General features: G+C 68.6%; 25 protein-coding genes. 16 read left to right on the forward strand and 9 right to left on the reverse strand.

All coding sequences use genetic code 11. The features are described from left to right. Window positions 1–36: 36 nt before the first annotated feature. The 3 genes from hppD to FKR81_RS27305 all read left to right on the forward strand — a co-directional run bounded on the left by hppD (window position 37) and on the right by FKR81_RS27305 (window position 2121). Window positions 37–1218, forward strand: coding sequence for a 4-hydroxyphenylpyruvate dioxygenase (gene hppD / locus FKR81_RS27295; RefSeq protein WP_146355896.1), 1182 nt, complete (start codon window positions 37–39; stop codon window positions 1216–1218). 95 nt (window positions 1219–1313) lie between these two features. Next, the gene (locus FKR81_RS27300) at window positions 1314–1826 is read left to right on the forward strand and encodes a hypothetical protein (RefSeq protein ID WP_146355898.1); all 513 of its coding nucleotides are present in this window, start codon (window positions 1314–1316) and stop codon (window positions 1824–1826) included. A 49-nt stretch (window positions 1827–1875) separates the two neighbouring features. After that, window positions 1876–2121: a hypothetical protein gene (locus FKR81_RS27305; protein ID WP_146355900.1), complete on the forward strand. Its 246-nt coding sequence runs from the start codon at window positions 1876–1878 to the stop codon at window positions 2119–2121. Between the two features lie 54 nt (window positions 2122–2175). Here FKR81_RS27305 and FKR81_RS27310 read toward each other — a convergent pair whose 3' ends face one another. From FKR81_RS27310 to FKR81_RS27335, 6 genes are all read right to left on the reverse strand, one after another. After that, complete coding sequence (locus tag FKR81_RS27310) at window positions 2176–3330, reverse strand: cystathionine gamma-synthase (protein ID WP_146355903.1); 1155 nt, start codon at window positions 3328–3330, stop codon at window positions 2176–2178. 13 nt (window positions 3331–3343) lie between these two features. Then, window positions 3344–3868 carry a hypothetical protein gene (locus tag FKR81_RS27315; protein WP_146355905.1) on the reverse strand — a complete coding sequence of 175 codons (525 nt, stop codon included), beginning with the start codon at window positions 3866–3868 and terminating at the stop codon, window positions 3344–3346. A gap of 14 nt (window positions 3869–3882) precedes the next feature. Beyond that, window positions 3883–4539, reverse strand: coding sequence for a hypothetical protein (locus FKR81_RS27320; RefSeq protein WP_146355907.1), 657 nt, complete (start codon window positions 4537–4539; stop codon window positions 3883–3885). Between the two features lie 10 nt (window positions 4540–4549). Further along, window positions 4550–5092 carry a hypothetical protein gene (locus FKR81_RS27325; RefSeq protein WP_146355909.1) on the reverse strand — a complete coding sequence of 181 codons (543 nt, stop codon included), beginning with the start codon at window positions 5090–5092 and terminating at the stop codon, window positions 4550–4552. Window positions 5093–5096: 4 nt separating this feature from the next. Next, entirely contained in the window at window positions 5097–6152 is a 1056-nt protein-coding gene (locus tag FKR81_RS27330; RefSeq protein WP_222598419.1) for an RDD family protein, read from the reverse strand. Window positions 6153–6230: 78 nt separating this feature from the next. Beyond that, window positions 6231–7601: a cystathionine beta-synthase gene (locus FKR81_RS27335; RefSeq protein ID WP_146355911.1), complete on the reverse strand. Its 1371-nt coding sequence runs from the start codon at window positions 7599–7601 to the stop codon at window positions 6231–6233. 112 nt (window positions 7602–7713) lie between these two features. Between FKR81_RS27335 and FKR81_RS27340 the strand changes: the two genes are divergently transcribed. The 3 genes from FKR81_RS27340 (at window position 7714) to FKR81_RS27350 (ending at window position 10217) form a co-directional block, all read left to right on the forward strand. Further along, window positions 7714–8577: an SGNH/GDSL hydrolase family protein gene (locus FKR81_RS27340; RefSeq protein WP_146355913.1), complete on the forward strand. Its 864-nt coding sequence runs from the start codon at window positions 7714–7716 to the stop codon at window positions 8575–8577. A 46-nt stretch (window positions 8578–8623) separates the two neighbouring features. Next, window positions 8624–9844 (forward strand): acetyl-CoA C-acetyltransferase, encoded by a 1221-nt coding sequence (locus tag FKR81_RS27345; RefSeq protein WP_146355915.1) that lies wholly within the window; start codon window positions 8624–8626, stop codon window positions 9842–9844. Window positions 9845–10001: 157 nt separating this feature from the next. Next, window positions 10002–10217, forward strand: a complete 216-nt coding sequence (locus FKR81_RS27350; protein ID WP_146355917.1) for a hypothetical protein — start codon at window positions 10002–10004, stop codon at window positions 10215–10217. Between the two features lie 1143 nt (window positions 10218–11360). Here FKR81_RS27350 and FKR81_RS27355 read toward each other — a convergent pair. After that, window positions 11361–12164: a Bax inhibitor-1/YccA family protein gene (locus FKR81_RS27355; RefSeq protein ID WP_146355919.1), complete on the reverse strand. Its 804-nt coding sequence runs from the start codon at window positions 12162–12164 to the stop codon at window positions 11361–11363. A gap of 317 nt (window positions 12165–12481) precedes the next feature. Between FKR81_RS27355 and FKR81_RS27360 the strand changes: the two genes are divergently transcribed. From FKR81_RS27360 to FKR81_RS27370, 3 genes are all read left to right on the forward strand, one after another. Beyond that, entirely contained in the window at window positions 12482–13870 is a 1389-nt protein-coding gene (locus FKR81_RS27360) for an MSCRAMM family protein (protein ID WP_146355921.1), read from the forward strand. After that, window positions 13855–14550 carry a class F sortase gene (locus FKR81_RS27365; protein ID WP_235921795.1) on the forward strand — a complete coding sequence of 232 codons (696 nt, stop codon included), beginning with the start codon at window positions 13855–13857 and terminating at the stop codon, window positions 14548–14550. Before FKR81_RS27360 ends, FKR81_RS27365 begins: the two co-directional genes overlap by 16 nt. A gap of 169 nt (window positions 14551–14719) precedes the next feature. Continuing rightward, the gene (locus tag FKR81_RS27370) at window positions 14720–15733 is read left to right on the forward strand and encodes a polysaccharide deacetylase family protein (RefSeq protein WP_235921796.1); all 1014 of its coding nucleotides are present in this window, start codon (window positions 14720–14722) and stop codon (window positions 15731–15733) included. On the opposite strand, the gene FKR81_RS27375 is transcribed toward FKR81_RS27370, so the two are convergent. Both FKR81_RS27375 and FKR81_RS27380 read right to left on the reverse strand, forming a co-directional pair. Continuing rightward, the gene (locus tag FKR81_RS27375) at window positions 15734–16765 is read right to left on the reverse strand and encodes a PQQ-dependent sugar dehydrogenase (protein WP_146355925.1); all 1032 of its coding nucleotides are present in this window, start codon (window positions 16763–16765) and stop codon (window positions 15734–15736) included. It lies immediately after the preceding gene. A 154-nt stretch (window positions 16766–16919) separates the two neighbouring features. Continuing rightward, the gene (locus FKR81_RS27380; RefSeq protein ID WP_146355927.1) at window positions 16920–17909 is read right to left on the reverse strand and encodes a PQQ-dependent sugar dehydrogenase; all 990 of its coding nucleotides are present in this window, start codon (window positions 17907–17909) and stop codon (window positions 16920–16922) included. 262 nt (window positions 17910–18171) lie between these two features. Here FKR81_RS27380 and pqqA point away from each other — a divergent pair, with 262 nt between their 5' ends. The 7 genes from pqqA (at window position 18172) to FKR81_RS27415 (ending at window position 24025) form a co-directional block, all read left to right on the forward strand. Then, the gene (gene pqqA, locus FKR81_RS27385; RefSeq protein ID WP_146355929.1) at window positions 18172–18276 is read left to right on the forward strand and encodes a pyrroloquinoline quinone precursor peptide PqqA; all 105 of its coding nucleotides are present in this window, start codon (window positions 18172–18174) and stop codon (window positions 18274–18276) included. An 80-nt stretch (window positions 18277–18356) separates the two neighbouring features. Continuing rightward, window positions 18357–19052 (forward strand): pyrroloquinoline-quinone synthase PqqC, encoded by a 696-nt coding sequence (gene pqqC / locus FKR81_RS27390; RefSeq protein WP_146355931.1) that lies wholly within the window; start codon window positions 18357–18359, stop codon window positions 19050–19052. Further along, a complete protein-coding gene (pqqD, locus tag FKR81_RS27395; RefSeq protein ID WP_146355933.1) occupies window positions 19049–19327 on the forward strand; it encodes a pyrroloquinoline quinone biosynthesis peptide chaperone PqqD in 279 nt (92 codons plus the stop codon). The genes pqqC and pqqD overlap by 4 nt, the downstream gene beginning before the upstream one ends. Then, the gene (gene pqqE / locus FKR81_RS27400) at window positions 19311–20402 is read left to right on the forward strand and encodes a pyrroloquinoline quinone biosynthesis protein PqqE (protein WP_146355934.1); all 1092 of its coding nucleotides are present in this window, start codon (window positions 19311–19313) and stop codon (window positions 20400–20402) included. The genes pqqD and pqqE overlap by 17 nt, the downstream gene beginning before the upstream one ends. A gap of 13 nt (window positions 20403–20415) precedes the next feature. Next, the gene (pqqB, locus tag FKR81_RS27405) at window positions 20416–21300 is read left to right on the forward strand and encodes a pyrroloquinoline quinone biosynthesis protein PqqB (protein ID WP_146355935.1); all 885 of its coding nucleotides are present in this window, start codon (window positions 20416–20418) and stop codon (window positions 21298–21300) included. Between the two features lie 357 nt (window positions 21301–21657). After that, window positions 21658–22623, forward strand: a complete 966-nt coding sequence (locus tag FKR81_RS27410) for a YncE family protein (protein WP_186763204.1) — start codon at window positions 21658–21660, stop codon at window positions 22621–22623. A 31-nt stretch (window positions 22624–22654) separates the two neighbouring features. Then, entirely contained in the window at window positions 22655–24025 is a 1371-nt protein-coding gene (locus FKR81_RS27415) for a hypothetical protein (RefSeq protein WP_146355937.1), read from the forward strand. The last annotated feature ends 9 nt before the right edge of the window (window positions 24026–24034 follow it).

Here is a 24034-nt window from a genome sequence, read left to right on the forward strand (position 1 = left end):
GTTGCTCATCCTGCCTGGTCTACTCATCCTTGGGGTATGACGCAGCAGCTTGACGACGTGAGCTACGACCAGCTTCGGCAGCTCGTGGGTCTGGTCGACTACGACGCGACCAAGGACCCGTTCCCCGTGCGTGCCATGGACGCCGTGGTGTTCGTCGCGGGCAATGCGACGCAGACCGCGTGGCTGTACCAGGTGGCCTTCGGGATGGAGCTGGTCGCGTACGCCGGCCCCGAGACCGGCCAGCGGGACCACAAGTCCTTCGTGCTGAAGTCGGGTTCGGCCCGCTTCGTGATCAACGGTGGCGTGCGGCCGGACAGCCCGCTGCTCGACCACCACCGCAAGCACGGCGACGGTGTCGTCGACCTGGCGCTGGAGGTCACCGACGTCGACCGCTGCGTCGAGCACGCGCGGGCGCAGGGCGCCACCGTCCTCGACGAGCCCTACGAGGTCAGCGACGCGTTCGGCACGGTGCGGATGGCCGCGATCGCGACGTACGGCGAGACCCGCCACACGCTCGTCGACCGCTCCCGCTACGACGGCCCCTACCTGCCCGGATACGTGGCGCGGACGTCGACCGTCGTGCGTCCGGCCGGTGCGCCGAAGCGCCTGTTCCAGGCCATCGACCACTGCGTCGGCAACGTCGAGCTCGGCAAGATGGACTACTGGGTCGAGTGGTACAACCGCGTCATGGGCTTCGTGAACATGGCGGAGTTCGTGGGCGACGACATCGCGACCGACTACTCGGCACTGATGTCCAAGGTCGTCTCCAACGGCAACCACCGGGTCAAGTTCCCGCTGAACGAGCCGGCGATCGCGAAGAAGAAGTCGCAGATCGACGAGTACCTCGAGTTCTACGAGGGCGCCGGCGTGCAGCACATCGCACTGGCCACCAACGACATCGTGCGCACGGTCGAGTCCATGCGCGCGTCGGGCGTCGAGTTCCTGGAGACCCCGGACTCCTACTACGACGACCCGGAGCTGCGGGCCCGCATCGGCGAGGTCCGGGTGCCGATCGAGGTGCTCAAGCAGCACCGCATCCTGGTCGACCGCGACGAGGACGGCTACCTGCTGCAGATCTTCACCAAGCCCATCGGCGACCGGCCGACGGTGTTCTACGAGCTCATCGAGCGGCACGGCTCGCTGGGCTTCGGCAAGGGCAACTTCAAGGCTCTGTTCGAGGCCATTGAGCGGGAGCAGGAGCGCCGAGGCAATCTTTAACGCCGAGGCGCCATCGAACTCGCGAGGCAACCTCTGACAGACCCCGGCGTCCTGGAACACGAAAGCTAGAACATCGTGTTCCTGGGGGGAACGTCATGAAGTTCGTCAAGGGTTCTCTGCTGCTCGCAGGCGCTGCCGTGCTCCTGACCGCGTGTTCGGTCACGGCGGCGCCGCCGGCGGCCAAGGACGTCCCGGTCGGCGTGCCGACGGTGTCGGTCGGGCCCGTGCCCACCTCGTCCGCGCCGGATCCGACCGACGCCAAGCCCAACGGGGCTCGGACGGTCGACGTCGCGATCATCAAGGGGATCCACAAGGGCGCCAGGGTCACCTGGGTGGCGGGCAAGATCGTCAAGGCCGAGGTCAACAACGTGAACGTGGTGCCGGTCGATGGCGCGCAGGAGGAGACCGCGGAGATCTCGGCGGACGCGACGTTCTTCGACCCGCTTGAGTGCGAGAAGGGCCAGGGCCTGAAGCTCGACGCGGAGGGCCTGGGCGCGCTGGAGTGCTCGAGCGAGGAGTACCAGAACCTGTCCGGCCACTACGGCACGCGGATCGTCATCAACGAACGGGGCCAGGTCGTCAAGATGGCTGACCGTTACCACCCGTAGGGTCACGGGTACCCTGCACAGCGGGGGCCCATCGTCTTGGGGAGGTGGCATGGCACTCGCGCGACGCGTTGCCGCGGTTGTACCGCTGGTCGGAGCCGTGACCACGGCTGCGGCGCTGACCGGCGCGGCGTTCTTGACCGTGGCGCACGCGGGTTGCGACGAGGCAGGCGGCTTCGTCAGGACCAGCACCGGGCTCGAGCTCGTCGGCGGCTGCGTCAGCGGCCGCGACCTGCCACCGGCTCCGGTGGCCGAGGTCGACAACATCAACCGCTTCGGCGGCGCTACACAGCCTTAGCGGAAGGGCCCCTCCAGCCGGAGGGGCCCTTCTTCGCTGCCGGCCCGGCAGCGGTCAGCCCAGTGCTTCGAGCAGGTCCGCGACCAGGTCGTCGCCGGACTCGATGCCGACGGAGATCCGCACGAGGTCGGACGGCACCTCCAGCATCGAACCCGCGGTCGACGCGTGGGTCATCTTGCCGGGGTGCTCGATCAGCGACTCGACGCCGCCGAGCGACTCGGCCAGCGTGAACAGCTTCGTCCGCGAGCACACGGCCAGCGCCGCCTCCTCGCCGCCGTCGACGATGAACGAGATCATGCCGCCGAACCGGCGCATCTGCTTCGCCGCGACCTCGTGACCGGGGTGCGTCGGCAGGCCGGGGTACAGCACCTTCTTGACCTTCGGGTGCTTGACCAGCGCCTCGACGACCAGCTCGGCGTTGTCCGAGTGCTTGTCCATGCGCAGCTCGAGCGTCTTCAGGCCGCGCAGCGTCAGCCACGCGTCGAACGGGCCGGGCACCGCGCCCGCACCGTTCTGCAGGAAGCCGAACGCCGCGTCGAGCTCGCTGTCGGACGTGATCAGCGCGCCGCCGACGACGTCGGAGTGGCCGCCGACGTACTTGGTGGTCGAGTGCAGCACGACGTCCGCACCCAGCTCCAGCGGAGTCTGCAACGCCGGGGAGGCGAAGGTGTTGTCGACGACGAACTTCGCGCCCGCGTGGTGCGCGACCTCGGCGATCGCCGCGATGTCCGCGATGTTGAGCAGCGGGTTCGTCGGCGTCTCGACCCACACGACCTTCGTGTTGGGGCGGATTGCGGCGCGCACGGCGTCGACGTCCGACAGCGCGACCGGCGTGTGCTCGACACCCCAGTGGCTGAGCACCTTGTCGATCAGGCGGAACGTGCCGCCGTACGCGTCGTTCGGGATGACGACGTGGTCGCCGGGGCGGCACATGGCGCGCAGTGCCGTGTCCGTCGCGCCCATGCCGGACGAGAACGCGCGCCCGTGCTTGCCGCGCTCCAGTGAGGCGAGACACTGCTCCAGCGCGGTCCGCGTGGGGTTCCCGGTGCGGGAGTACTCGTAGCCCTGGCGCAGCCCGCCCACGCCGTCCTGCGCGTAGGTCGAGGTCGCGTGGATGGGCACGATGACGGAGCCGGTCGTCGGGTCAGGTTCCTGACCCGCGTGAATGGCCCTGGTCGCGAAGCCGTACGGAGTAGTGCTGTCTGTCATGGAACGAGAGTACTCACTGATGCTTGGCGGCGAGCCAGACGGCCGTGGAGGGCAGCGCGGCGAGTACCGCGGCCACGGCGGGCAGCACGAACTTCCACAGCAGGAACACGATGCCGAAGGCGCCGGGGCCGACACCGACGAAGGCCAGTTCGGACGCCGCCACGATCACGAACGTCTGCACCACCTCGACACCGATGAGCAGGAACGCGCCGGCGATCGTGAGGTACCTGCCCGCGTTGAAGCGGGCGAACAGCAGAATCGCGCCCGCCAGCAGGAGCACCGCGCCGAACGCCGCCACGACGTACGGGACGAGGAACCACGTCATGACGGGATGAGCGGCCGGCGACAACTCCGTTCCGGGCGCCGATCCGGGCATGAGGCCGCCGCTGAAGATGTAGGCCATGGTCAGCGCCTGCGACCCGGCACCCAGTGCCACGAACAACCCGACCGCGCCCGACGCGACCGCCGTCGCCGGGCTCGGAGATCTCGGTGCGGGCGACGGTGCCTCGGGCGCCTGTTCCGGCTGCGGCGTGGTCATCCGCGGAGTATCACTCAGCCCGGTGGCGGTCCGTACCCCGTTTGCGGATATCCCTGAGGCGGCATGCCTTGTGGCGGCATTCCCTGCGGGGGCATCCCCTGCTGCGGAGGCATCCCGTACGGGGGCGGGCCCTGCGGCGGGAAGCCGGGCGGCGGTCCCTGCGGCGGGAAGCCTTGTGGGCCCTTCTTCTTCGCCGCGATGTGCGCCGCGGTCGAGGGCAGGATCGCGAGCACCGCCGCGATGATCCCCAGCAGCAGGGTGATCAGCCCGATCAGCGGCAGCCGGGCGACGACGATGCCGGAGACCCCGATGAACGACCACACCACGAGGCCCAGCTTGATCACCACGCCCGCGACGACCAGGAACCGCCCGGCCCCCGCGCGAGCGAACAGCATGATCGCGCCGACCAGCAGCAGGAGCACCGCGATGCCCTGGCCACCGAAGGAGATCCAGAAGACCGGGTGGTCGACGGCGATGCCGACGTAGCCGCTGATCGCGATCAGCGACGACACGAGGAAGAAGCCGGAGATCAGGCCGGACAGCAGTGCGAGGATCGCGGCGGCGGTCGTCGTGCCTCCGGACGCCTGCTTCGGCGGGAACCCAGGACCGGGCCCCTGCCCCTGCCAGTGCGGCTGGGGCTGCTGCGGGTAGGGCTGCTGGGGATAGCTCACGAACCGAGTATTACCACTGCTGGGGCGGGTGGTATCCCGTTTGCGGATTTACCGGTTGCCGCGCCCGGCGCGTCGCGATGTACGCCGCCGTCGACGGCAGGACCGCGAGTGCGGCGGACAGGAGCGAGGCGGCGAGGCAGCCGATCACGACGTCCTGCAGGACGCCGACGTGGAAGAGCAGCGGCTGGCCGAAGAACCCGGTGAACTTCGTGAGCGTCATCGCCAGCTGGAGCAGCACCGCCAGCGCGCCGGCCACGACCAGCACCCGGCCCGCGCCGACGCGCGCGATGAGCAGGACGCCACCGATGCCGAGCAGCAGCGTCTCCAGCGACTGGAGCACGAGCGCGGTGATCACCGGTCCGTGGTCGAGCTTCACGCTGAACAGGTTGGCGTTGACGACCGTCTCCAGGACGCCCATGGCGAAGAACGCCGCGGCGACGAGGCCCGCCATGCCCGCGAGCGACGCGGTCAGCGGGCTCGGTTTTCCGTTCTCACCGGCACCAGCCCCCGGCCACTGGGCCGGGGGCTGGTGCGGTGGGTGCTGAAAGCTCACCGAGTTACCACTGCGGCGGCTGGCCGTAGCCCTGCTGCGGCTGCTGCTGGCCGTACGGGTTCTGCTGCGGCGGCTGGCCGTAGCCGGGCTGACCGCCGTACGGCGGCTGGCCGTAGCCACCCGGCGTCTCCGGGGCGTTGACCACGATGGTGCCCATGATCTTGTCGGCCCAGGTCTGCTTCTTCGGCTCCCACAGCGGCGCGAAGTAACCCGCGTAGCACGGGAGACCGTCGACGATGTGGCAGAGGGCGCGGACGAACGCGTTGCCGAAGCCGATCGGCTGGTTCGTCTCCTCCTTCAGCAGCTTGATCTTGGCGATCTTCTTGCCGAAGGACTGACCGGTCGTGCCCGCCAGGTACCAGGAGTTGTAGACCTGGAAACCGATGAGGCCGAGGTACCCGATCGCGGTGAGGATGAAGAACACCGTCGGGTCACCGGCCGCGCTGCCGACACCGAGCAGGATGCCGAGAACGACACCCGGCGCGACGTAGTCGACGAGACCGGCGATCAGTCGCGAGCCCCACTCGGCGTAGCCGGTGGGCGGCGGCGGGTAGGCACCCGGCATCGCGTAACCCGGCTGACCGCCGTACGGGGCCTGCTGGCCGTAGCCCTGCTGGGGCTGGCCGTACGGCTGCTGCGGCTGACCGTAGGGCTGCTGCGGCTGTGCGGGCTGGCCGTAGGGGTTCGACTGCGGCTGGCCGTACGGCTGCTGGGGCTGCTGCGGGTAGCCCTGCGGCTGCCCGTAGGCCGGCGGCTGCTGGGCGGGGAACCCGCCCGAGCCCGGCTGTGCCGGGAAGCCACCGGAACCCGGCTGCTGAGGGGCCTGACCGTATGCGGGCGGAGCGGCGGGAGGTACCTGACCGGGGCTGACGACCTGGGTGGCGTCGGCGTTCGGCTGGCCAGGCTGCTGCCCGCCGGGCACGACCTGGGTGGCGTCCGGCGGCGCTGCCTGCGGCTGGCCACCACCTGGCACCACCTGGGTCGCGTCGGCGTTAGGCACCTGCTCCTGCGGCTGCTGACCGCCGAAATGCTGGTTTCCTGGCGGCTGCGGAGCGTTCATCCGGTTTCCAACCCCCTTGGCTGGGCCGTTGTGGCTAGTGAGTCGGGGTCACGCTACTGGACGCACCAGTAGCCACGCTCAGCGACCAGCCAAGAAGCCGAGAATGTCCTGGCGCGTGACGACTCCGGCGGGCTTTCCGTCCTCGAGCACGAGCGCACCGTCCGCATGGGACAGTGCGCTCATCGCGGCACCGACGGCCTCGCCGGCGCCGATCGTCGGCAGCGGCGGGGACATGTGCTTGTCCAGCCGGTCGGACAGCTGCGCCTTGCCGGTGAACAACGCGTCGAGCAGATCGCGCTCGTTGACCGCGCCGGACACCTCGGCCGCCATCACCGGCGGCTCGGCGTTCACTACGGGCATCTGCGAGACGCCGAACTCGCGCAGGATCGCGACCGCGTCGCCGACCGTCTCGTGCGGGTGCGTGTGCACCAGGTCGGGGAGCTTGCCCTCCTTGCGCCGCAACACATCGCCGACGGTCGCGCCGGTCGAGTCCGGCGGCAGGAAGCCGTAGCTGGACATCCACTGGTCGTTGAAGACCTTCGACAGGTAGCCGCGGCCGCCGTCCGGCAGCAGCACGACGACGACGTCGTCCGGGCCGAGCTTCCCGGCGATGCGCAGCGCGGCCGCGGCGGCCATGCCGCACGAGCCGCCGACGAGCAGGCCCTCCTCGCGGGCGAGCCTGCGGGTGACGTCGAACGAGTCCGCATCGGACACCTCGACGATCTCGTCGCAGATGTCGCGGTCGTAGGTCTCCGGCCAGAAGTCCTCACCGACGCCCTCGACGAGGTACGGCCGGCCGGTGCCACCGGAGTAGACGGAGCCCTCCGGGTCCGCGCCGATGATCTTGACCTTGCCGTTCGAGACTTCCTTGAGGTACCTGCCGGTGCCGCTGATCGTGCCGCCGGTGCCGACGCCCGCGACGAAGTGCGTGATCCTGCCCTCGGTCTGCTTCCAGATCTCCGGGCCGGTCTGGTGGTAATGGCTCGCCGGGTTCTCCGGGTTCGCGTACTGGTTCGGCTTCCAGGCGCCGGGGATCTCGCGGACGAGCCGGTCGCTCACGTTGTAGTACGAGTTCGGGTGCTCCGGCGCGACGGCCGTCGGGCACACCACGACCTCGGCGCCGTAGGCCTTGAGGACGTTGCGCTTGTCCTCGCTCACCTTGTCCGGGCAGACGAACACGCACTTGTAGCCCTTGCGCTGCGCCACGAGCGCCAGGCCGACGCCGGTGTTGCCCGACGTGGGCTCGACGATCGTGCCGCCCGGCTTGAGCTCACCGGAGCGCTCGGCGGCCTCGACCATGCGCAGCGCGATGCGGTCCTTCACGCTCCCGCCGGGGTTGAGGTACTCCACCTTCGCCAGCACCAGCGGCTTGATGTCCCTGGTCAGGGAGTTGAGCTTCACCAGCGGCGTGTTGCCGACCAGGTCCACGACGTGCTCGACGTACTCCACCGGACTTCCTTCCCACTCCCCGAGATAACAAAACGAAGCCTAACCCTAGTGAAGTCGGAGGTTAACTCGAACGACCTGCCGGACGATTGACTGGTCAAAGGGGGTGGTTCGGATGATCGGGTTAACGCGGGTGGGCCTGGCCGTCGGCGCGCTGGGCGGACTGTCCGGAGCCCTGTACGGCTTGCTGGTGGAGCAGGGGCGGCGCGCTCGCGTGGCGATCGGCGTGCTGGAGCACCTCGCACCGTCGGCCGATGGGCTGTTCGGTTCGTCGCGCGGCGGCACGCCGCTGCGGTTCGCGGTGCTCGGCGACTCGATGGCCGTCGGCGTCGGCGCGCTGACGTTCGAGGACCTGCCGGGCGTGCGGCTGGCGCGCGCACTGTCCGAAGAGGCCGAACGACCGGTGCGGCTGGAGACGTTCGCGATCAGCGGGTCGACGACGCTGGACCTGCCTGGGCAGGTGGACAAGGCGATGGTGGAGCCGCCGGACGTGGCGCTGATCATCATCGGCGCGAACGACGTGACGTCGAAGGTGTCGTTCACCTACGCGGCGAGCCTGCTGGGTGAGCAGGTGGCGCGGTTGCACGAGGCGGGCATCGGCGTGGTGGTCGGCACGTGCCCCGACCTCGGGTCCGTGCTGCCGATCGCGCAGCCGCTGCGCTCGGTCGCGCGCGGGCTGAGCCTGCGGCTGGCTCGGGTGCAGCGGATGGCCGTCGCGCACGCGGGCGGGGTGCCGGTGGCGCTGGCCGACCTGCTGTCGCCGGAGTTCCTGGCGCGTCCCGGTGACTACTTCAGCGCGGACCGCTTCCACCCCAGTTCGACCGGTTACGAGGCCGCCGCGGCCGTCCTGCTGGCGCCGCTGTGCGCGGTCGCGGGAGTCTGGCACGGCGGGCCGCTGCCCCGTCGTCCGTCGCGCTCCGCCGCCGCCGAGGCGCGGCGACCGACGTCACGTGTGGTGGCCTGGCTGAACCGGCGTTAACTAGGGTGCGCACACACGTTGCGGCGAAACGAAGGGGTTCCGCAAAATGCCTGAGGCTGTGATCGTCTCTGTCGCCCGTTCTCCGATCGGGCGTGCGGGCAAGGGTTCGCTCAAGGACATCCGTCCGGACGACTTGGCCGCGCAGATGGTCAAGGCGGCGCTGGACAAGGTGCCCCAGCTCGACCCGGCGCTGATCGACGACCTGATGCTCGGCTGCGGCCTGCCCGGCGGCGAGCAGGGGTTCAACATGGCCCGCGTGGTGTCGGTGCTGCTGGGCCACGACGAGCTGCCGGGCACCACGGTGACCCGCTACTGCGCGTCCAGCCTGCAGACGACCCGCATGGCGCTGCACGCCATCAAGGCCGGTGAGGGCGACGTCTTCATCAGCGCGGGCGTGGAGACGGTGTCCCGGTTCGCGAAGGGCTCGTCCGACTCGTGGCCGGACACCCACAACCCGCTCTTCGCCGAGGCGGAGGCCCGCAGCGCGGGCGTCGCCGAGGCGGGCGCGGTGTCGTGGGAGGACCCGCGCACCTCCGGCAACGTCCCGGACATCTACATCTCGATGGGCCAGACCGCCGAGAACCTGGCTCTGGCCAAGGGCATCTCGCGCGAGGAGATGGACCAGTTCGGCGTCCGCTCGCAGAACCTGGCCGAGAAGGCCATCGCGAACGGCTTCTGGGCCCGCGAGATCACCCCGGTGACCCTGCCGGACGGCACCGTGGTGTCGGCCGACGACGGCCCCCGCCCCGGCGTCACCTACGAGGCGGTCTCCGGCCTGAAGCCGGTGTTCCGCCCCGACGGCCGCGTCAACGCGGGCAACTGCTGCCCCCTGAACGACGGCGCGGCAGCCCTCGTGATCATGAGCGACGTGAAGGCCCGCGAACTGGGCATCACGCCACTCGCACGAGTCGTGTCGACCGGCGTCTCCGGCCTCTCGCCGGAGATCATGGGCCTCGGCCCCGTCGAGGCCTCGAAGCGCGCACTCGCGCTGGCCGGCCTGTCGATCAACGACATCGACCTGGTCGAGATCAACGAGGCCTTCGCGGCCCAGGTGATCCCGTCTTACCAGGACCTCGGCATCGACCTGGACAAGCTGAACGTGAACGGCGGCGCAATCGCCGTCGGCCACCCGTTCGGCATGACCGGCGCGCGCATCACGAACACGCTCATCAACTCCCTGCAGTTCCACGACAAGCAGTTCGGTCTCGAGACCATGTGCGTCGGCGGAGGCCAGGGCATGGCAATGGTTCTGGAACGTCTCAGCTGACGTACGGCTGACTGCAATTGGCCGTGTGCAAGTACCTCCAACCACCCGATTGGAGGTACTTGCACTCACACCACATGCCGATGACGTTATTCGCCGCTAAATGGCGTCATCACACGAGTGGGAGACCGTCCCTACCGGTGAGCAAGGAGGGTCGGACATGCCATACGTGTGGTGGCACAGCGGATACGACCTGCGATGCCACGCCTTCGCCGTAGAGCAGGCGAACGACGGGCAACGCGGCTTCTACGAAGCGGTGTGCGAACACTCGGTACCTCTGGAACGGGTCGAGCGCGAGCAACACGGACAACTCTGCACCGCCTGCCTGATCAAGGTAGGAACGGAACTACCGGAAAACGTCCGCTGGACGACGTGAGGGGCGCCCCTTTGGGGGTCGCCCCTTTTTTGATCAATGCCAGGCCGCGCCGCCAGGAATTGTCGGTGTCGCGTGGGATGGTTGATTCAGGGGTTCCCCTGGGAGGGGGACGGCTGCGAAGCGCGTCCTTTGCGGTGGCGCGCACACCTCGCCCTTGATCGGGGCTCGCCGGGTTGATTCGGCGGGCCCGGTGGGCGAGCCGTGCGCGCTGGCCGGGACTACTCGCGCGTGTCGACGCACCCGGTCGCCAGCCGGGCCGCACCGCGCGCGCCGAAGCACTGCCTTGCGCACGTCGACGCGCCCGGTCGCTCGTCGGGCCGCACTGCGCGCCGAAGCGCTGCCTTGCGCATGTCGACGTGCCCGGTCACTCGTCGGGCCGCTCAGCCTTTGCCGAGCCGCCTTGCGCGCGTCGACGTGCCGATCCAGTTGAGTCCGGGTTCCTTGCGTGCTGCCGTTGGGCTTGGCTGCCGGTGAGCGCGGCCGCGCTCACGCAGGCGTCCCCCGGTGCGGAGAACCCCCCGAATCCATGCTCGCAGCCAGCACCGACAATCCCCGGCTCCACAACCACGTCAACCGCGAAGCCGGGGTGCGGCAACCTGCAACTTCTGCGGCGCGGCGTCGCCCCGCGAGCGAAGCGAAGCCAGCACCTGCGACCACCACGAACCGCAGGAACGAAGGCGGGCCACGCCCCGGTCGGCACGAACCAACCGAGCATCAGCCCCTGCCAGATACCAAGGGAGCGCCGCCACACCTCCAGGTACCAAGAGAGCCCGACGAAACCGGCAGGCACCAAGGGACCACAGCGAAAACCGGCAGGTGCCAAAAGAAAGGAGCGCCCGCCGCACCAGCAACCCCCGCACTGCCAACCGGGCGCGGCCCCCGAGCCAAAACCGGCAGCCGAATGATCAGGACAAACTTTCCCGGAGGGCAGGGGGTGGGGAGGTCCTCGCTGATCAGGCGCAGCCTTGCTACATCGAAAAGCCCTTGTCAAGGCAGCTTTTCCGCCTTGACAAGGGCTTTTCGATGTAGCGACCGTGAGGTGATCAGCGAGGACCTCCCCACCCCACCACCACAATCTCAACCCCCACAACAAGAACGGGGCCGCCCCAACCAAGGAGCGACCCCGTTCCCACAGCAGAGAGATCAGTCGGAGTTGAAGTACGACAGCAGTCGCAGGATCTCGGTGTACAGCCACACCAACGTGACGGTGAGACCGAACGCGACCTGCCACGCGTACTTGGAGGGAACCCCGGCCCGGATGGCCTGGTCAGCGGCATCGAAGTCGATCAGGAAGCTGAACGCCGCCAGCCCGATGCACACCAGGGAGAAGATGATCGCGATCGGACCACCGGTGCGGAGGCCGAAGCCGCCGTCCATGAAGAACGACGCGATCAGGTTGAAGAGCATCAGGACGCCGACACCGATGATGGCGCCGGTGATCCACTTCGTGAACTTCGGCGTGACTCGGACGGCGCCCGTCTTGTAGACGACGAGCATGCCGGCGAACACGCCGAGGGTGCCGATGATGGCCTGGCCGATCACGGCGATGCCGGTGCCCGGACCGGTGACCCGGTCGAGCGCGCCGCCGATGATGCCGCTGATGCCGCCGAGGAAGATGCCCTCGGCCGCCGCGTAGGCGATGACCAGGGCGGGGCTCGGCGAGCGCTTGAAGATGATGATCAACGCGAGCACGAGACCGACGATGGCCGCCGGAATCGCGAGCACGAACGCGCCCGTCAAGTAGGTGGCGACGGCGCCGACCGCGACCACGCCGAGCGTGATCGCCGTCTTGGTGACGACGTCGTCGATGGTCATCGGCCGCTCGCTGGTCAGCGGCGGTCCCTGTTGGTAACCGGCCGCGTCCTGCGGCTGACCGAAGCCTGCGTAGCTCCCGTACCCGCCGCCCGTGGGCAGGTTCCGGAATGCCGGGTTGCTGGTGGAACGCACCTCGTCCTCCTGGGTGGCGTATCTGACGCCGTCACGGGTTCAACGAACGTGCCTTGTGCTCGGTTCCCCCGTCGGTAAAAGGGACTTTACCCTCCGGGTCGATCACATGTACGCCAACATGCGATAACTCCGCAGCGTAGTGAGACGACGGCGTGTCGCGGCGAGTCGACCCCAATGTGAGTAAGCCTCGTCACATTCCGATCACGTTCACACCCTGAGTGACCACACACTTCCCCCCTGTGGCGGCTTGTCCCACATGTGGGGGAGGGCCAGTCTCGCACCCGGAAATCCACAGGTCAGAGGGGATCAAGATCCAGATGAGCTGGAAGAGACTTGCCGGCGCGGCGGTGGTGGCGGGGCTCACCCTGCTGACCGTCCCCGCGACGGCGGACGCGGTGGGCGTCAAGGGCATCGGCTTCAACGCCGGGCAGCTGCAACCGAACGCCCCGACCGGCTCCGAGTGGCACGGCTCCTACATCTGGCAGGGCAAGCAGGTCTGGTGCGTGCAGTACGCGCTCCCGGCCCCGGACAGCTCCGTTCCCTACAAGAACGGCGACGAACTGCTCACCAAGGGCGGCGCGAAGCTGTCCGCCGAGACCGCCGCCAACATCTCCTACCTCCTCCTCCGCTACTCCACGACCAAAGCGCCCGAAGAAGCCGCGGCGCTGGCGCACCTGCTGCACAGCTGGACCGCGTTCCCGCACGCGCAGCTGCGCTACGACACGACCGACCCGAAGTTCCTGGCGTACAACGCGGACTTCTACTTCAACAACCTGCCGCAGTCCGTTCGCGACGCGGTGGTGCGGCTCAAGAACGACGCCGCGGCCAACCGCGGCCCGTGGTCGCTCGAGGCCAAGGCGCCGACCGGCCCGCAGGTCATCGGCACGCCCGACGAGTGGGTCGTGCAGCTGCTGAAGGCGGACAAGAAGGGCGTCCCGAGCGCGCCGATCCAGTTCACGCTGACCGACGCCAAGCTCGAGGACGGCTCGACGACGGGCACGCTCACCACGCCCGCCGACGGCTCGCCGCTGAAGTTCAAGGCGATCCCGACCGGCACGAAGCCCGCGCTCGCGATCGTCGCGGACAGCCCGGCCGACAAGCCGGTCGTGCAAGTCCCCGAGACGACCGACAACATGCAGCGCATCGTCACGACCGGCGGCGAGAAGAAGCTGCCCGCGAACGCCGAGACGACGGCCAAGACGGCGCCCGGCGCGGTGAAGATCACGAAGATCGACTCCGAGACGAAGAAGCCGATCGCGGGCGTCGCGCTGCGCGTCACCGCGGGCGACAAGATCGCTCCCGCGCTGAAGCAGGACGACACGCAGCTCGTCGGCACCGACGGCAAGCCCGTCGTGCTGCAGACCGGTGACGACGGCACCGTCGCCATCCCGGACCTGCGCACCCCGCAGGACATCTGCATCATCGAGGTCGCGGCACCCAAGGGCTACGAGGAGTTCTTCGACCCGAAGGCGCCTCCGGCCGCGTGCGGCAAGATCGAGCCGGGCCAGACGCTCGCGCTCGAGGTGCTGAACAAGCCGAACAAGCCGGTCGTGCCGAGCACGATCCCGGCGGGCGCCGACGGCAAGACGCCGGTGGCGACGGCCTCGTTCGACACCGAGCTGCGCGGCGGCCTGGTGCTCGGCGTCGGCGGTCTGGTGCTGTTCGGTGCGGCACTGGCAGGCTTCCTGGTGTGGCGCAGGCAGTGAGCTCCAAGGCGTTTCTGACCGGCGTGCTGGTGGCGGGCATCCTCGCCACCGGCACGCTGGTCACCACGTCACGACCCGAGGTGCTGGCGGGCTCGGCGACCGCGGACGAGATCCCGGTCGTCCCCGCGGGCCCCATCGGTGACAGCCTCCGCACCGGGCGCGGCCCCGACCTCACCGGACTGCCCGGCGGCGCGAGCTCCGCGCTGCCCGAGCAGCCGAAGCAGGCACCGCCACCGGACAAGCCTGAGCCCGGCACGGTCCGGCTGCCCGAGGGCGGCGCGGCGACGCTGGTGCGCAAGGAGGTCGTGGACGGCGTGCTGCCCGTTCCCGACGGCATCGGCGAGGCCACCTGGTGGGGCGCCGAGCTGACCGGCAGCGAGGGCGCGACCGTCCTCGCCGGACACGTCGACTGGAAGGGCGCGAAGGGCCCGTTCGCCGAGCTGTGGCGCGCGGCGACCGGACGCGAGGTCGGCATCACGGACAGCGCGGGTACCCAGTACCGGTTCAAGGTGTCCCAGGTGCTCACCATCAACAAGAACGACCTGCCGAGCCGCGCGCTCGAACTCTTCGGACCCCGCGGCACGCACCGGCTGGTGCTCGTGACCTGCGGCGGACAGTGGGTCGGCGGCCAGAGCGGCTACGAGGCGAACCGCGTTGTGATCGCGGATCCCATCACCTGAAGCAACCCATTCGGGTGACGGCGAGTCTTCTCCCTATGTGAAGCGCTGGGCATGGTTGAGCACAGGGGTCGCGCTCTCATTGACCCTCGTCCTGCTGGTGTTCTCCGGAGGAACACCGGAGGACCGGAATCCTGAGAGCGCTCCCTTAGGCCTGGCCCCACGTCTGCCGGTGCCGAAGAACACGGGTCCGACGCCGGTGGTGCCGACGCCGTCCGGCAACCAGCCGCGGATGCGCAAGCTCGCGCCCGGCGAGAAGCCGCCGCAGTTCGTGCTGTTCTCGTTCGACGGCGCCGCGTCCAAGGAGCACTGGGACCGCGTGCTGCCGATCACGAGGCAGAACAACGCACACGTCACCGGTCTGCTGTCCGGTGTGTACCTGGTCGCGGACCAGGACAAGATGCAGTACACCGGTCCCGGCCACGAGCGCGGCTACTCGTCCATCGGGTTCGGCGGCAGCAGGCAGGACGTCGCGAACCGCATCACCTACCTCAACGAGGTGATCGGCGCGGGGCACGAGCTCGGCACGCACTACAACGGCCACTTCTGCACCGGCGACGAGCCGGCGGTCGGCAAGTGGGACGCCAAGGCGTGGAACGACGAGCTCGACGCGTTCGGCCGGATCCTCGACAATGCCCGCGCGCAGGGGCTGAAGCTGCCGAAGGAAGCCGTGCGCGGCGGGCGCACGCCGTGCCTCGAAGGCGACTGGAAGCAGGCGTTCCCCGCGATGCTCGGCCACGGGCTCGCCTACGACACCAGCCACGTGAGCCTCGGCGTCGTGTGGCCGTCCGTTGTGGACGGCATGTGGGAGTTCCCGATGCCGGAGGTGAAGGTTCCCGCGCTGGGCAAGCAGGTCGTGATGATGGACTTCAACCTCTGGTTCGCGCTCAACGGCGCCAAGGAGGACGCCTCGCGCAGCGCGGAGTTCACCCAGATCGTCGTCGACACGTACCGGTCGGTGCACCGGGCCGCGTTCAACGGCAACCGCGCGCCCATCGTGATCGGCAACCACTTCAACGAGTGGGCCGGTGGCGCGTTCTCGAAAGCCGTCGAGCAGTACATGGGTGAGGTGTGCGCACAGCAGGAAACCGTGTGCGCCACCTACACCGAGGTCATCCAGTGGATGCAGCTGCAGGATCCGGCGGTGCTGGAGCAGCTCCGCCGGATGCCCGCAGCAGTCAACTAGCTAGCCGTCGGTCGACAGGATTCGGTCGTCCTGCGCGCCCGGCGAGCCGTTGGCGTCCTGGTTGGACGTGCCCAGCCACAGCGTGCCGTCCGGCGCCGGGGCGACGGAGCGGATCCGGCCGTACCCGGTGAACACGGACTGCGGGGTGCCGAGCGAGGTGCCGGTCACCGGGATCTTCCACACGCGCTTGCCGGTCACGGCACCGATGTAGAGGGCGTTCTTGTAGAACGCGATGCCCGACGGGCCCGCGGTGTTCTTGTCCCACGACTTCGCCGGGTTGGTGAAACCGGGCGTGCTGCAGGGACCCTCGCAGTCCGGCCAGCCGTAGTTCTTGCCGGACTCGATCTTGTTGAGCTCGTCGGTCTTGCCGTCACCGAACTCGGTGGCGTACAAGGTGTTCCCGACCCACGCGAGACCCTGCGGGTTGCGGTGGCCGTAGGTGAAGACGACGGTGCCGAACGGGTTGCCCGGCGCGGGCTTGCCGTTGGTGTCGAACTTCAGGATCTTGCCGCCGAGCGACTTCTTGTCCTGCGCGTTCGGCTTCACCTGACCGTCGCCGGTGGACGCGTAGAGGAAGCCGTCCGGGCCGAACTCGAGTCCACCACCGTTGTGGTACTTGTTCTTCGGGATCCCGGTGACGATCGGCTGGGGCTTCCCGCCGAGCTTGAGCTTCGCCACCCGGTTGTCCGAGGACGTCGAGTAGTAGATGTAGACCGTGTTGTCGGCCGCGAAGGTCTTCGACACGGCGAGGCCGAGCAGTCCGCCCTCACCGCCGGTCAGCACGACCTCGTTGACGGTCTGGACGTCGGACACCGCGGTGCCCTTGATCTTCCGGATCTTCTTGGTGTCCCGCTCGGTGAAGAGGGCACTGCCGTCCGGAAGGAACTCGATGTCCCAGGGGATGTCGAGCTTGGACGCGATGGTCCGCACTGCTTGAGCCGTCGGCTCGTCCTGCGCGAGTGCAGGGTTCGCGCAGAGCGAGATGGCGACGGCTGCGGCGAATGCCGCGGTCGCGTAACGACGAGCACGCATGTGCTCTTCCTCCAGGTCCGCTCGTGGTGGGCGGCGGCGGATCTTGGCGGAGGTGATGGAATCACAATCGTGAACGGTTACACAACAGTCATCGGAGGGGTTGCGGCGCCCCGTGCCTACGAGCGGGTGAGACACGGGGCACCGCAGGCTACTTTCAGTTACCGTCGGCGATGTAGATGCCGCCCGGGGTGACTACCCAGAGTGAGTTGTCCGGGCCGTCTTCTTCCGCACGGGTGCGGCCGAGGTTGGTGTAGATCTTTCCGCCGTTGCCGCTGGCGTCCAGCTTGTAGGTGCCGCCCTTGAGCGACGCCATGTACAGCTTGCCGCCGAACGACGCGAGGCCGCTCGGGGTCGCCGACGAGGTCGGCCACTGCTTGACCGGGTTCACGAAGCCCGCGTTGTTGCAGGAGCCCTCACAGGTCGGCCAGCCGTAGTTCTTGCCGGACTCGATCTTGTTGAGCTCGTCGACCTTGCTGGCACCGATGTCCGAGACGTACAGCGTGCTGCCGAGCCACGCGAGGCCCTGGACGTTGCGGTGGCCGTAGGAGTAGACGAGCGAGTTGAACGGGTTGCCCGGCGCGGGCTTGCCGTCCTTGGTCATGCGCAGGACCTTGCCGCCCAGCGAGTTCTTGTTCTGCGCGTTGCCACCGTTCTGGCCGTCGCCGGTACCCGCGTACAGGTAGCCGTCGGGGCCGAACTCGAGGCGTCCGCCGTGGTGGAACTGCGAACCACGCGGGATGCCGGTCACGATCGGCTGCGGCGTCGAGGTGCCGAACGGGAGCTTCGCGATCCGGTTGTCGTTGCCGGTCGTGTAGTAGATGTAGAGGAGCTTGTCGGTCGCGAAGTCCGGGGACACGGCGACCCCTAGGAGGCCGGCCTCCTTGGTGACGCTGACACCGGGGATGTCAGCGATCTTGGTGACCTTGCCGTCCTTGGTGATCGTGCTGACGGTCTTGGCGTCCTTCTGCGTGAAGACACCGGTCCCGTCAGGCAGGAAGTCCAGACCCCAGGCTTGCTTCAGTCCGCTGGCGATCTGCTTGATGGCCATCGGCTCGACGTCGTCCGCGGCCTGCGCCGTCGGTCCGACGAAAGTGCCGACCGCCAGCGCTAGGACGCTTGCGAACGCAATACGACGAGCACTCATGTGCTCACCCTCCAACTCCGCGTCGGTCGGCGGCGGATCTCCCTGTAACCGTGGTCACAGGGTGGGGGCACTAAGGATGCAAGCACAGTGCGTAGTTGCTCCCGTACCTGCCAACGGGTTAATCACCCGATGACTTTAGGTAACTTTATGTACGGTCTAGCGCTGCGAACTGAGAAGACATAACGTGTGTTTCGCCGCCGCGCCCCACGGAGTACTGAGGGTTCCTCACGAGAGCCCTGCACACGACCCGAGGAGTTGCGCAATGCCTGTTACCGAGACTGTCACTGAGAAGCGCACGTGGGTGAAGCCGGACTTCCGCGACTTCGAGACGCCCATGGAGGTCACGGCTTACGCAGCGCGCAGCTGACGCGAGCCTCAGCCGGGGTTCCTGCCGATCGGCAGGAACCCCGGTTCAGCCTTGAGCCCTTCCCTGCCGAGGAGTCCGCCATGACCCTTGCAGCTCCCGACGTGTTCGTCGCCGAACTGCGCGCCCTTGCCCCCCGGTACTGGGACAGCCACCCGTTCCACCTGAGGATGCACGAAGGCAGCCTCAGCAAGCACGAACTTCAGGCGTGGGCGGCGAACCGCTGGTACTACCAGCGTTGCATCGCCCAGAAGGACGCCGCGATCCTCTCCAACTGCCCGCTGCCGGACGTCCGGCGGCAGTGGCGGGAGCGGATCATCTGGCACGACGGCACGCAACCCGGCGAGGGTGGCGCGGAGAACTGGATCCGCTTGGCCGAGGCCGTCGGCCTGACCCGTGAAGAAGTGCTCGACGAGCGGCACGTGCTGCCTGGCACGCGATTCGCCGTCGACGCCTACGTGACGTTCGCCCGCACCAAGCCGTGGGTCGAGGCGGTCGCCTCCGGCCTCACCGAGATGTTCTCCGGCGCGCTCATGCGCAAGCGGCTCGCGGCACTGCGGGAGCAGTACCCGTGGATCGCCGAGGAGGGCTTCGCCTACTTCACCTCGCGCATCAAGGCCGTCGCGGGGGAAGGACGGTCCACAGTGGACCTCGTCGTGGAGCACTGCACCACACGTGAGCAGCAGGAAGCCGCGGTCGCGGCCCTGTCGTTCAAGTGCGACGTGCTGCGCGCCGTGCTCGACGCGGTCGACTACTACTCGGGCAAGGGCAGGCCGTGACGTCACTCGAGGCCGTTCCCCGGATCCGGCGAGGTGTGAAGTGCACCTACGACCAGATCCGGGGCAGCCACGTCGTCCTGTTCCCCGAGGGCGTGCTGGTGCTGAACGAGACAGCCGCCATGGTGGTCGAACGCTGCGACGGAAACACGACCGTCGGCGACATCGCGTTGCGCCTGGCGGAGGAGTTCGATGGCGTTGAACCGCAGGACATAGCCGAGCTCGTCTCGCGGCTCGTCGCCCGGAGGGTGGTTGACATCGATGTCACCGACGGCTGAGGCTCCTTTCGGCCTGCTCGCCGAGCTGACCCACCGGTGCCCGCTGCAGTGCGGGTACTGCTCGAACCCCATCGAGCTGGTGAAGCGCGACGCCGAGCTGTCCACAGAGGACTGGATGCGGGTGTTCGACCAGGCGCGGGCACTCGGCGCGCTGCAGATCCACATGTCGGGCGGCGAGCCGCTCGGCAGGCGTGACCTGCCGGAGCTGGTCGAGCACGCCAACAGCCTCGGCACCTACGTCAACCTGGTGACCTCCGGCGTCGGCCTCACCCGCGAACGCCTGCGCGACCTCGCGAAGCGCGGCGTCGACCACGTGCAGCTCTCGCTGCAGGACGCCACCCGCGAGGGCAACGACCGGATCGCGGGCATCAAGGCGTTCGACCGCAAGATCGAGGCCGCCGCGCACATCCGCGACGAAGGCCTGCCGTTGACCGTCAACACGGTGCTGCACCGGCAGAACCTCGACAACGTCGCCGGCCTCATCGCGATGGCCGAGGAGATGGGCGCCGAACGGCTCGAGCTCGCCAACACCCAGTACTACGGCTGGGCGCTGCGCAACCGCGCGGTCCTGCTGCCCACCAAGGAGCAGCTCGCGCGCGCGGACGCCGTCGTCGAGGCGGCGCAGGAGCGGCTGCGCGGCAAGATCGAGATCGTGTACGTGATCGCCGACTACCACGAGGCGCACCCCAAACCGTGCATGTACGGGTGGGGCGCCCGGCAGCTGACCGTCGCGCCGAACGGCGACGTGCTGCCGTGCCCGGCGGCCACCGTGATCACGTCGCTGAAGATCGAGAACGTCCAGAACTCGTCGTTGCACGACATCTGGTACCACTCGGAGTCGTTCAACGCGTACCGCGGTTTCGAGTGGATGAGCGACCCGTGCCGCAGCTGCCCGCGCAAGGAGATCGACTTCGGCGGGTGCCGTTGCCAGGCGTTCCAGCTGACCGGTGACGCCGCGAACACGGACCCCGTGTGCTCGCTCTCGCCGAACCGGCAGACCGTAGACTTGATCTTGGACACGGAGATGCGCCCCGCCGTCGAGCCGGCGATGGCGATGCGGAAGATCAGCCAGTGAAGATGACCAGCCGATGAAGGCGGTACTGCTCGGCACGACCGCCGGCGGTGGTTTCCCGCAGTGGAACTGCGCCTGCGCCCTGTGCGCGGAGGTCCACTCGGGACGACTGTCCCCGCGCAGTCAGGACTGCCTCGCGGTCAGCGGCAACGGCGCGGACTGGTGGCTGGTCAACGCCTCCCCGGACATCCGCACGCAGATCACGTCCACACCGCTGCTCAACCCGGGACCGGGCCCGCGGGAGACCCCGCTGCGCGGCGTCCTGTTCACCGACGCCGAGCTGGACCACACGCTCGGCCTGCTGACGCTGCGCGGCGGCGCGGACCTGTCGGTCTACGCGCCCGCCACCGTGCAGCACGCGCTGAGCGAGTCGTTCGACCTGCGCACCGTGCTCGACGGGTACTCGCCGTGGAGCTGGCGGCAGGTCGACCCGGACCAGCCGTTCACGCTCACCGGCGGGCTGACCGTCACGGCGATCCCGATCAGCGGCAAGCGGCCGAAGTACACGCGCGGGTCCGCCGTGGACGGGCACTGGGTGGTGGCGTACCGGATCGAGGACCCGGCGACCGGCGGGGTGCTGGTGTACGCGCCGTGCCTCGCGTCGTGGCCCGCCGGGTTCGACGACGTCGTCGCCGGGGCGGACTGCGTGCTGCTCGACGGCACGTTCTACGCCGCCTCGGAGATGGGGTCGGCGACCGGCAGCTCGTCCGGGCAGGCCGCGATGGGCCACCTGCCGATCACGCTGAGCCTGCCCGAGCTGCGCAGGCACCCGCACGTGCGGCGGATCTACACGCACCTGAACAACACGAACCCGGTGCTCGACCCGGAGTCCGCCGAGTCCGCGAAGCTCCGCGAGGCCGGTGTCGAGGTGCCGCCGGACGGCACCGTCATCGAGCTATAGAGTGATCACAGAGGGTAGTTGAGGGTCCTTATACCGGAGCATGTTGGCAACGGACAGGGAACAAAGTCCCCTTAACGGGTTTAAGACAAAACCCTCGGAAGAGTGGTGTTCAGGCGTAGCCCGTGACGTTACGACCACGCTAAGTGTTAATTAGCAACGTATATGTCTCAACTGGGTTACAGCCTGCCCAGCGGTCACTCCCGGTGATAACAACCGCGTCCTTCTCGTCGAATCACGAACCAATTGGTTCGACGAGAGGGGACTGGCGGCATGGCAGAGGAATACCGACCACTCTCCCGGCGCACGCTCCTGACGGCCGCCGCGGGAGGGGTCGCCGCTGGGATTGTCAGCACGAGCTTGCTCACGGGAACGGCGGGCGCCGCGGCGCTGCCGGGTCGGAAGCGGCTGCTGATCGGCAACGTCGACGCACTGGGGAACGGCAGCATCGCGGTCGCGGATCCGAGCCTGACGGGGACGCCGTCGAGCATCGCGGTCAGCGGTCAGCCCAACAGCATCGCGGGGGCGCCGGACGGCATCAGGGCGTGGGTGGCGACGCAGTTCACGCCGGGACTGGCGCTGGTGGATCTGGACAAGGGCAAGGTCGAGACCGAGGTCATGGTCGGCGGCTTCGCCAACAACACCGTGGTCTCATCCGACGGCAAGCGCGCCTACGTGTCAGTGGGGTCCAGCGGTGGCGGTGGCTCGCGCGGCCACGTCGCGGTGGTGGACACGGCGAACGGTGAGGTGCGCGCCCGGATCAAGGTGGGTTTCCTGCCGAGCCAGCTGGCGCTGACGCCGGACGGCAAGCGGCTCTACGTGGCGGACGCGACGGCGACCGGTGTCTCGATCATCGACACCGCCAAGAACGAGGTCGCCGGTGCGGTGAAGACGGCGAAGACGCCGTTCCGCATCGCGATCGACGCCAGGGGAACGAAGCTCTACGTCGCCTCCTTCCGCGAGCTGACCACGTTCGACCTGGGGACCGGACAGCAGAACGGCACGACCGCGCTCACCGGGCGCCCCTGCGGCCTCGCCGTGGGACCCGCCGGGACGTTCGCCGCCGTCAGCCTCTTCACCGGAAGAACCACACCGTCGTTGCTCGCACTGGTGAACACCCAGACGAACAAGGTGAGGAACCAGTCCGAGAACGGCCGCGCGCACGGCCCGCTGGTGCTCAGCCGGGACGGCGGCAAGGCGTTCGTGCTGGACAAGGAGAACCGCAAGGCGACCGCGTCGAACACGACGGACGCGAAGCCCGAGAACGCACTGTCGTCGCCCAACTCCTCGAAGCCGACCTGCGTCGCCTTCGTCGAGACCGCCTGAGTTCGGGGAGGAACTTCCAATGGCTTTTTCCATGTCCGTCAAGACCCTGGACTACACCCCGGCGTACCCGCCGTACCCGAGCCTGTGGATGGGTGGGTACGGCGGTGCCCCGCGCGGCAACGCGGGTCAGGTCGGCAAGCGGCTGCGCGCGCAGTGCGTCGTGATCGACGACGGCGTGTCCACGAAGGTGATGCTGCGCGTCGACGTGGTCAGCATCCCCAGAGAAGTGCACCAGGAGATCAGATCTCTGGTCGACCCCATGATCGGCGACACGGCCGACTTCATGATGATCGCGAGCCACACCCACTCCGGGCCGTTCATCGGCACCACCCGGCCGGACCCGTACATCCTGATGGGCCTGACTGCTGCCGACATCAACGCGGTCGCGGCCACCACGGACGTCTTCATCGGCCAGCTGGTCGCGCTCGTGCAGCAGACCATCAACATGGCCCGCACGCCGGTGACGCTCTGGTACGCCGAGGGCGACGTCGTGATCGGCTACAACCGCGCGGACGGCTCCGCGGTGCTCGACACGGTTCCCGTGATGGTGGCCCGCAGGACGAACAACAACGCGCTGTTCGCGGTGCTGTTCGGCTACGCGTGCCACGCCGTCGCGCGCGGCAACGACAAAGTCTTCTGCAGCGACTACCCCGGTGCGGCGACGGACCGGATCACCGCCCAGCTCGGCGTGCCCGCGTTCTTCTTCCAGGGCGCGGCGGGCGACCAGGACCCGCTCGACCCGCACCAGCCGAGCCAGGTCGACACGCTGGGCAACCAGCTGGGCAACGAGGTCATCGCGGTCGTCAACAACACCGGCCTGTTCTCCGAGGTGACCGGCCCGATCGTCACCGCGTACACCGAGGTGGACCTGCCGCTGAGCGTCGACCTAGGCGACCCGGCCGCGCTGATCAACCAGTCCAACCGGTACTACGGGTTGATGGGCGAGTACGAACCGGGCAGCTTCGGCTCGAAGCACGCGGAGGTCATGACTCAGCAGATGGAGCACGGCTCGGTCGGCGTGCCGACGGCGATGCCGATGCCGATCCAGCGCTGGCGCATGGGCGGTCTGACGATCCTGGCGCTCGCGCACGAGGTGCTGAGCCCGTACGCGATCAAGCTCAGGAACCAGTACCAGGGCGGCGACCTCTGGGTCATGGCCTACGCCAACGAGACCGAGGGCTACGTGGCGGCCAACTACATCCTGCAGGCCGGCGGTTCCGAGCACCTCGGCTACGAGGCGGGCTGGATCGACGACGACACGATCTCGGGTGAGGGGACGTGGACGACGTTCTACGCCTACCCCGCGCCGCTGAAGGCCTCGCCGGACGGCGTGTCGCAGGCGGTGCCCGGCACGGCCGAGCACCTGGTGATCCAGACCTGCATGAACCTGCTGAACAGCTGACCTGGGGAG

This window comes from Lentzea tibetensis (genome assembly GCF_007845675.1).
Lineage (GTDB): Bacteria > Actinomycetota > Actinomycetes > Mycobacteriales > Pseudonocardiaceae > Lentzea > Lentzea tibetensis.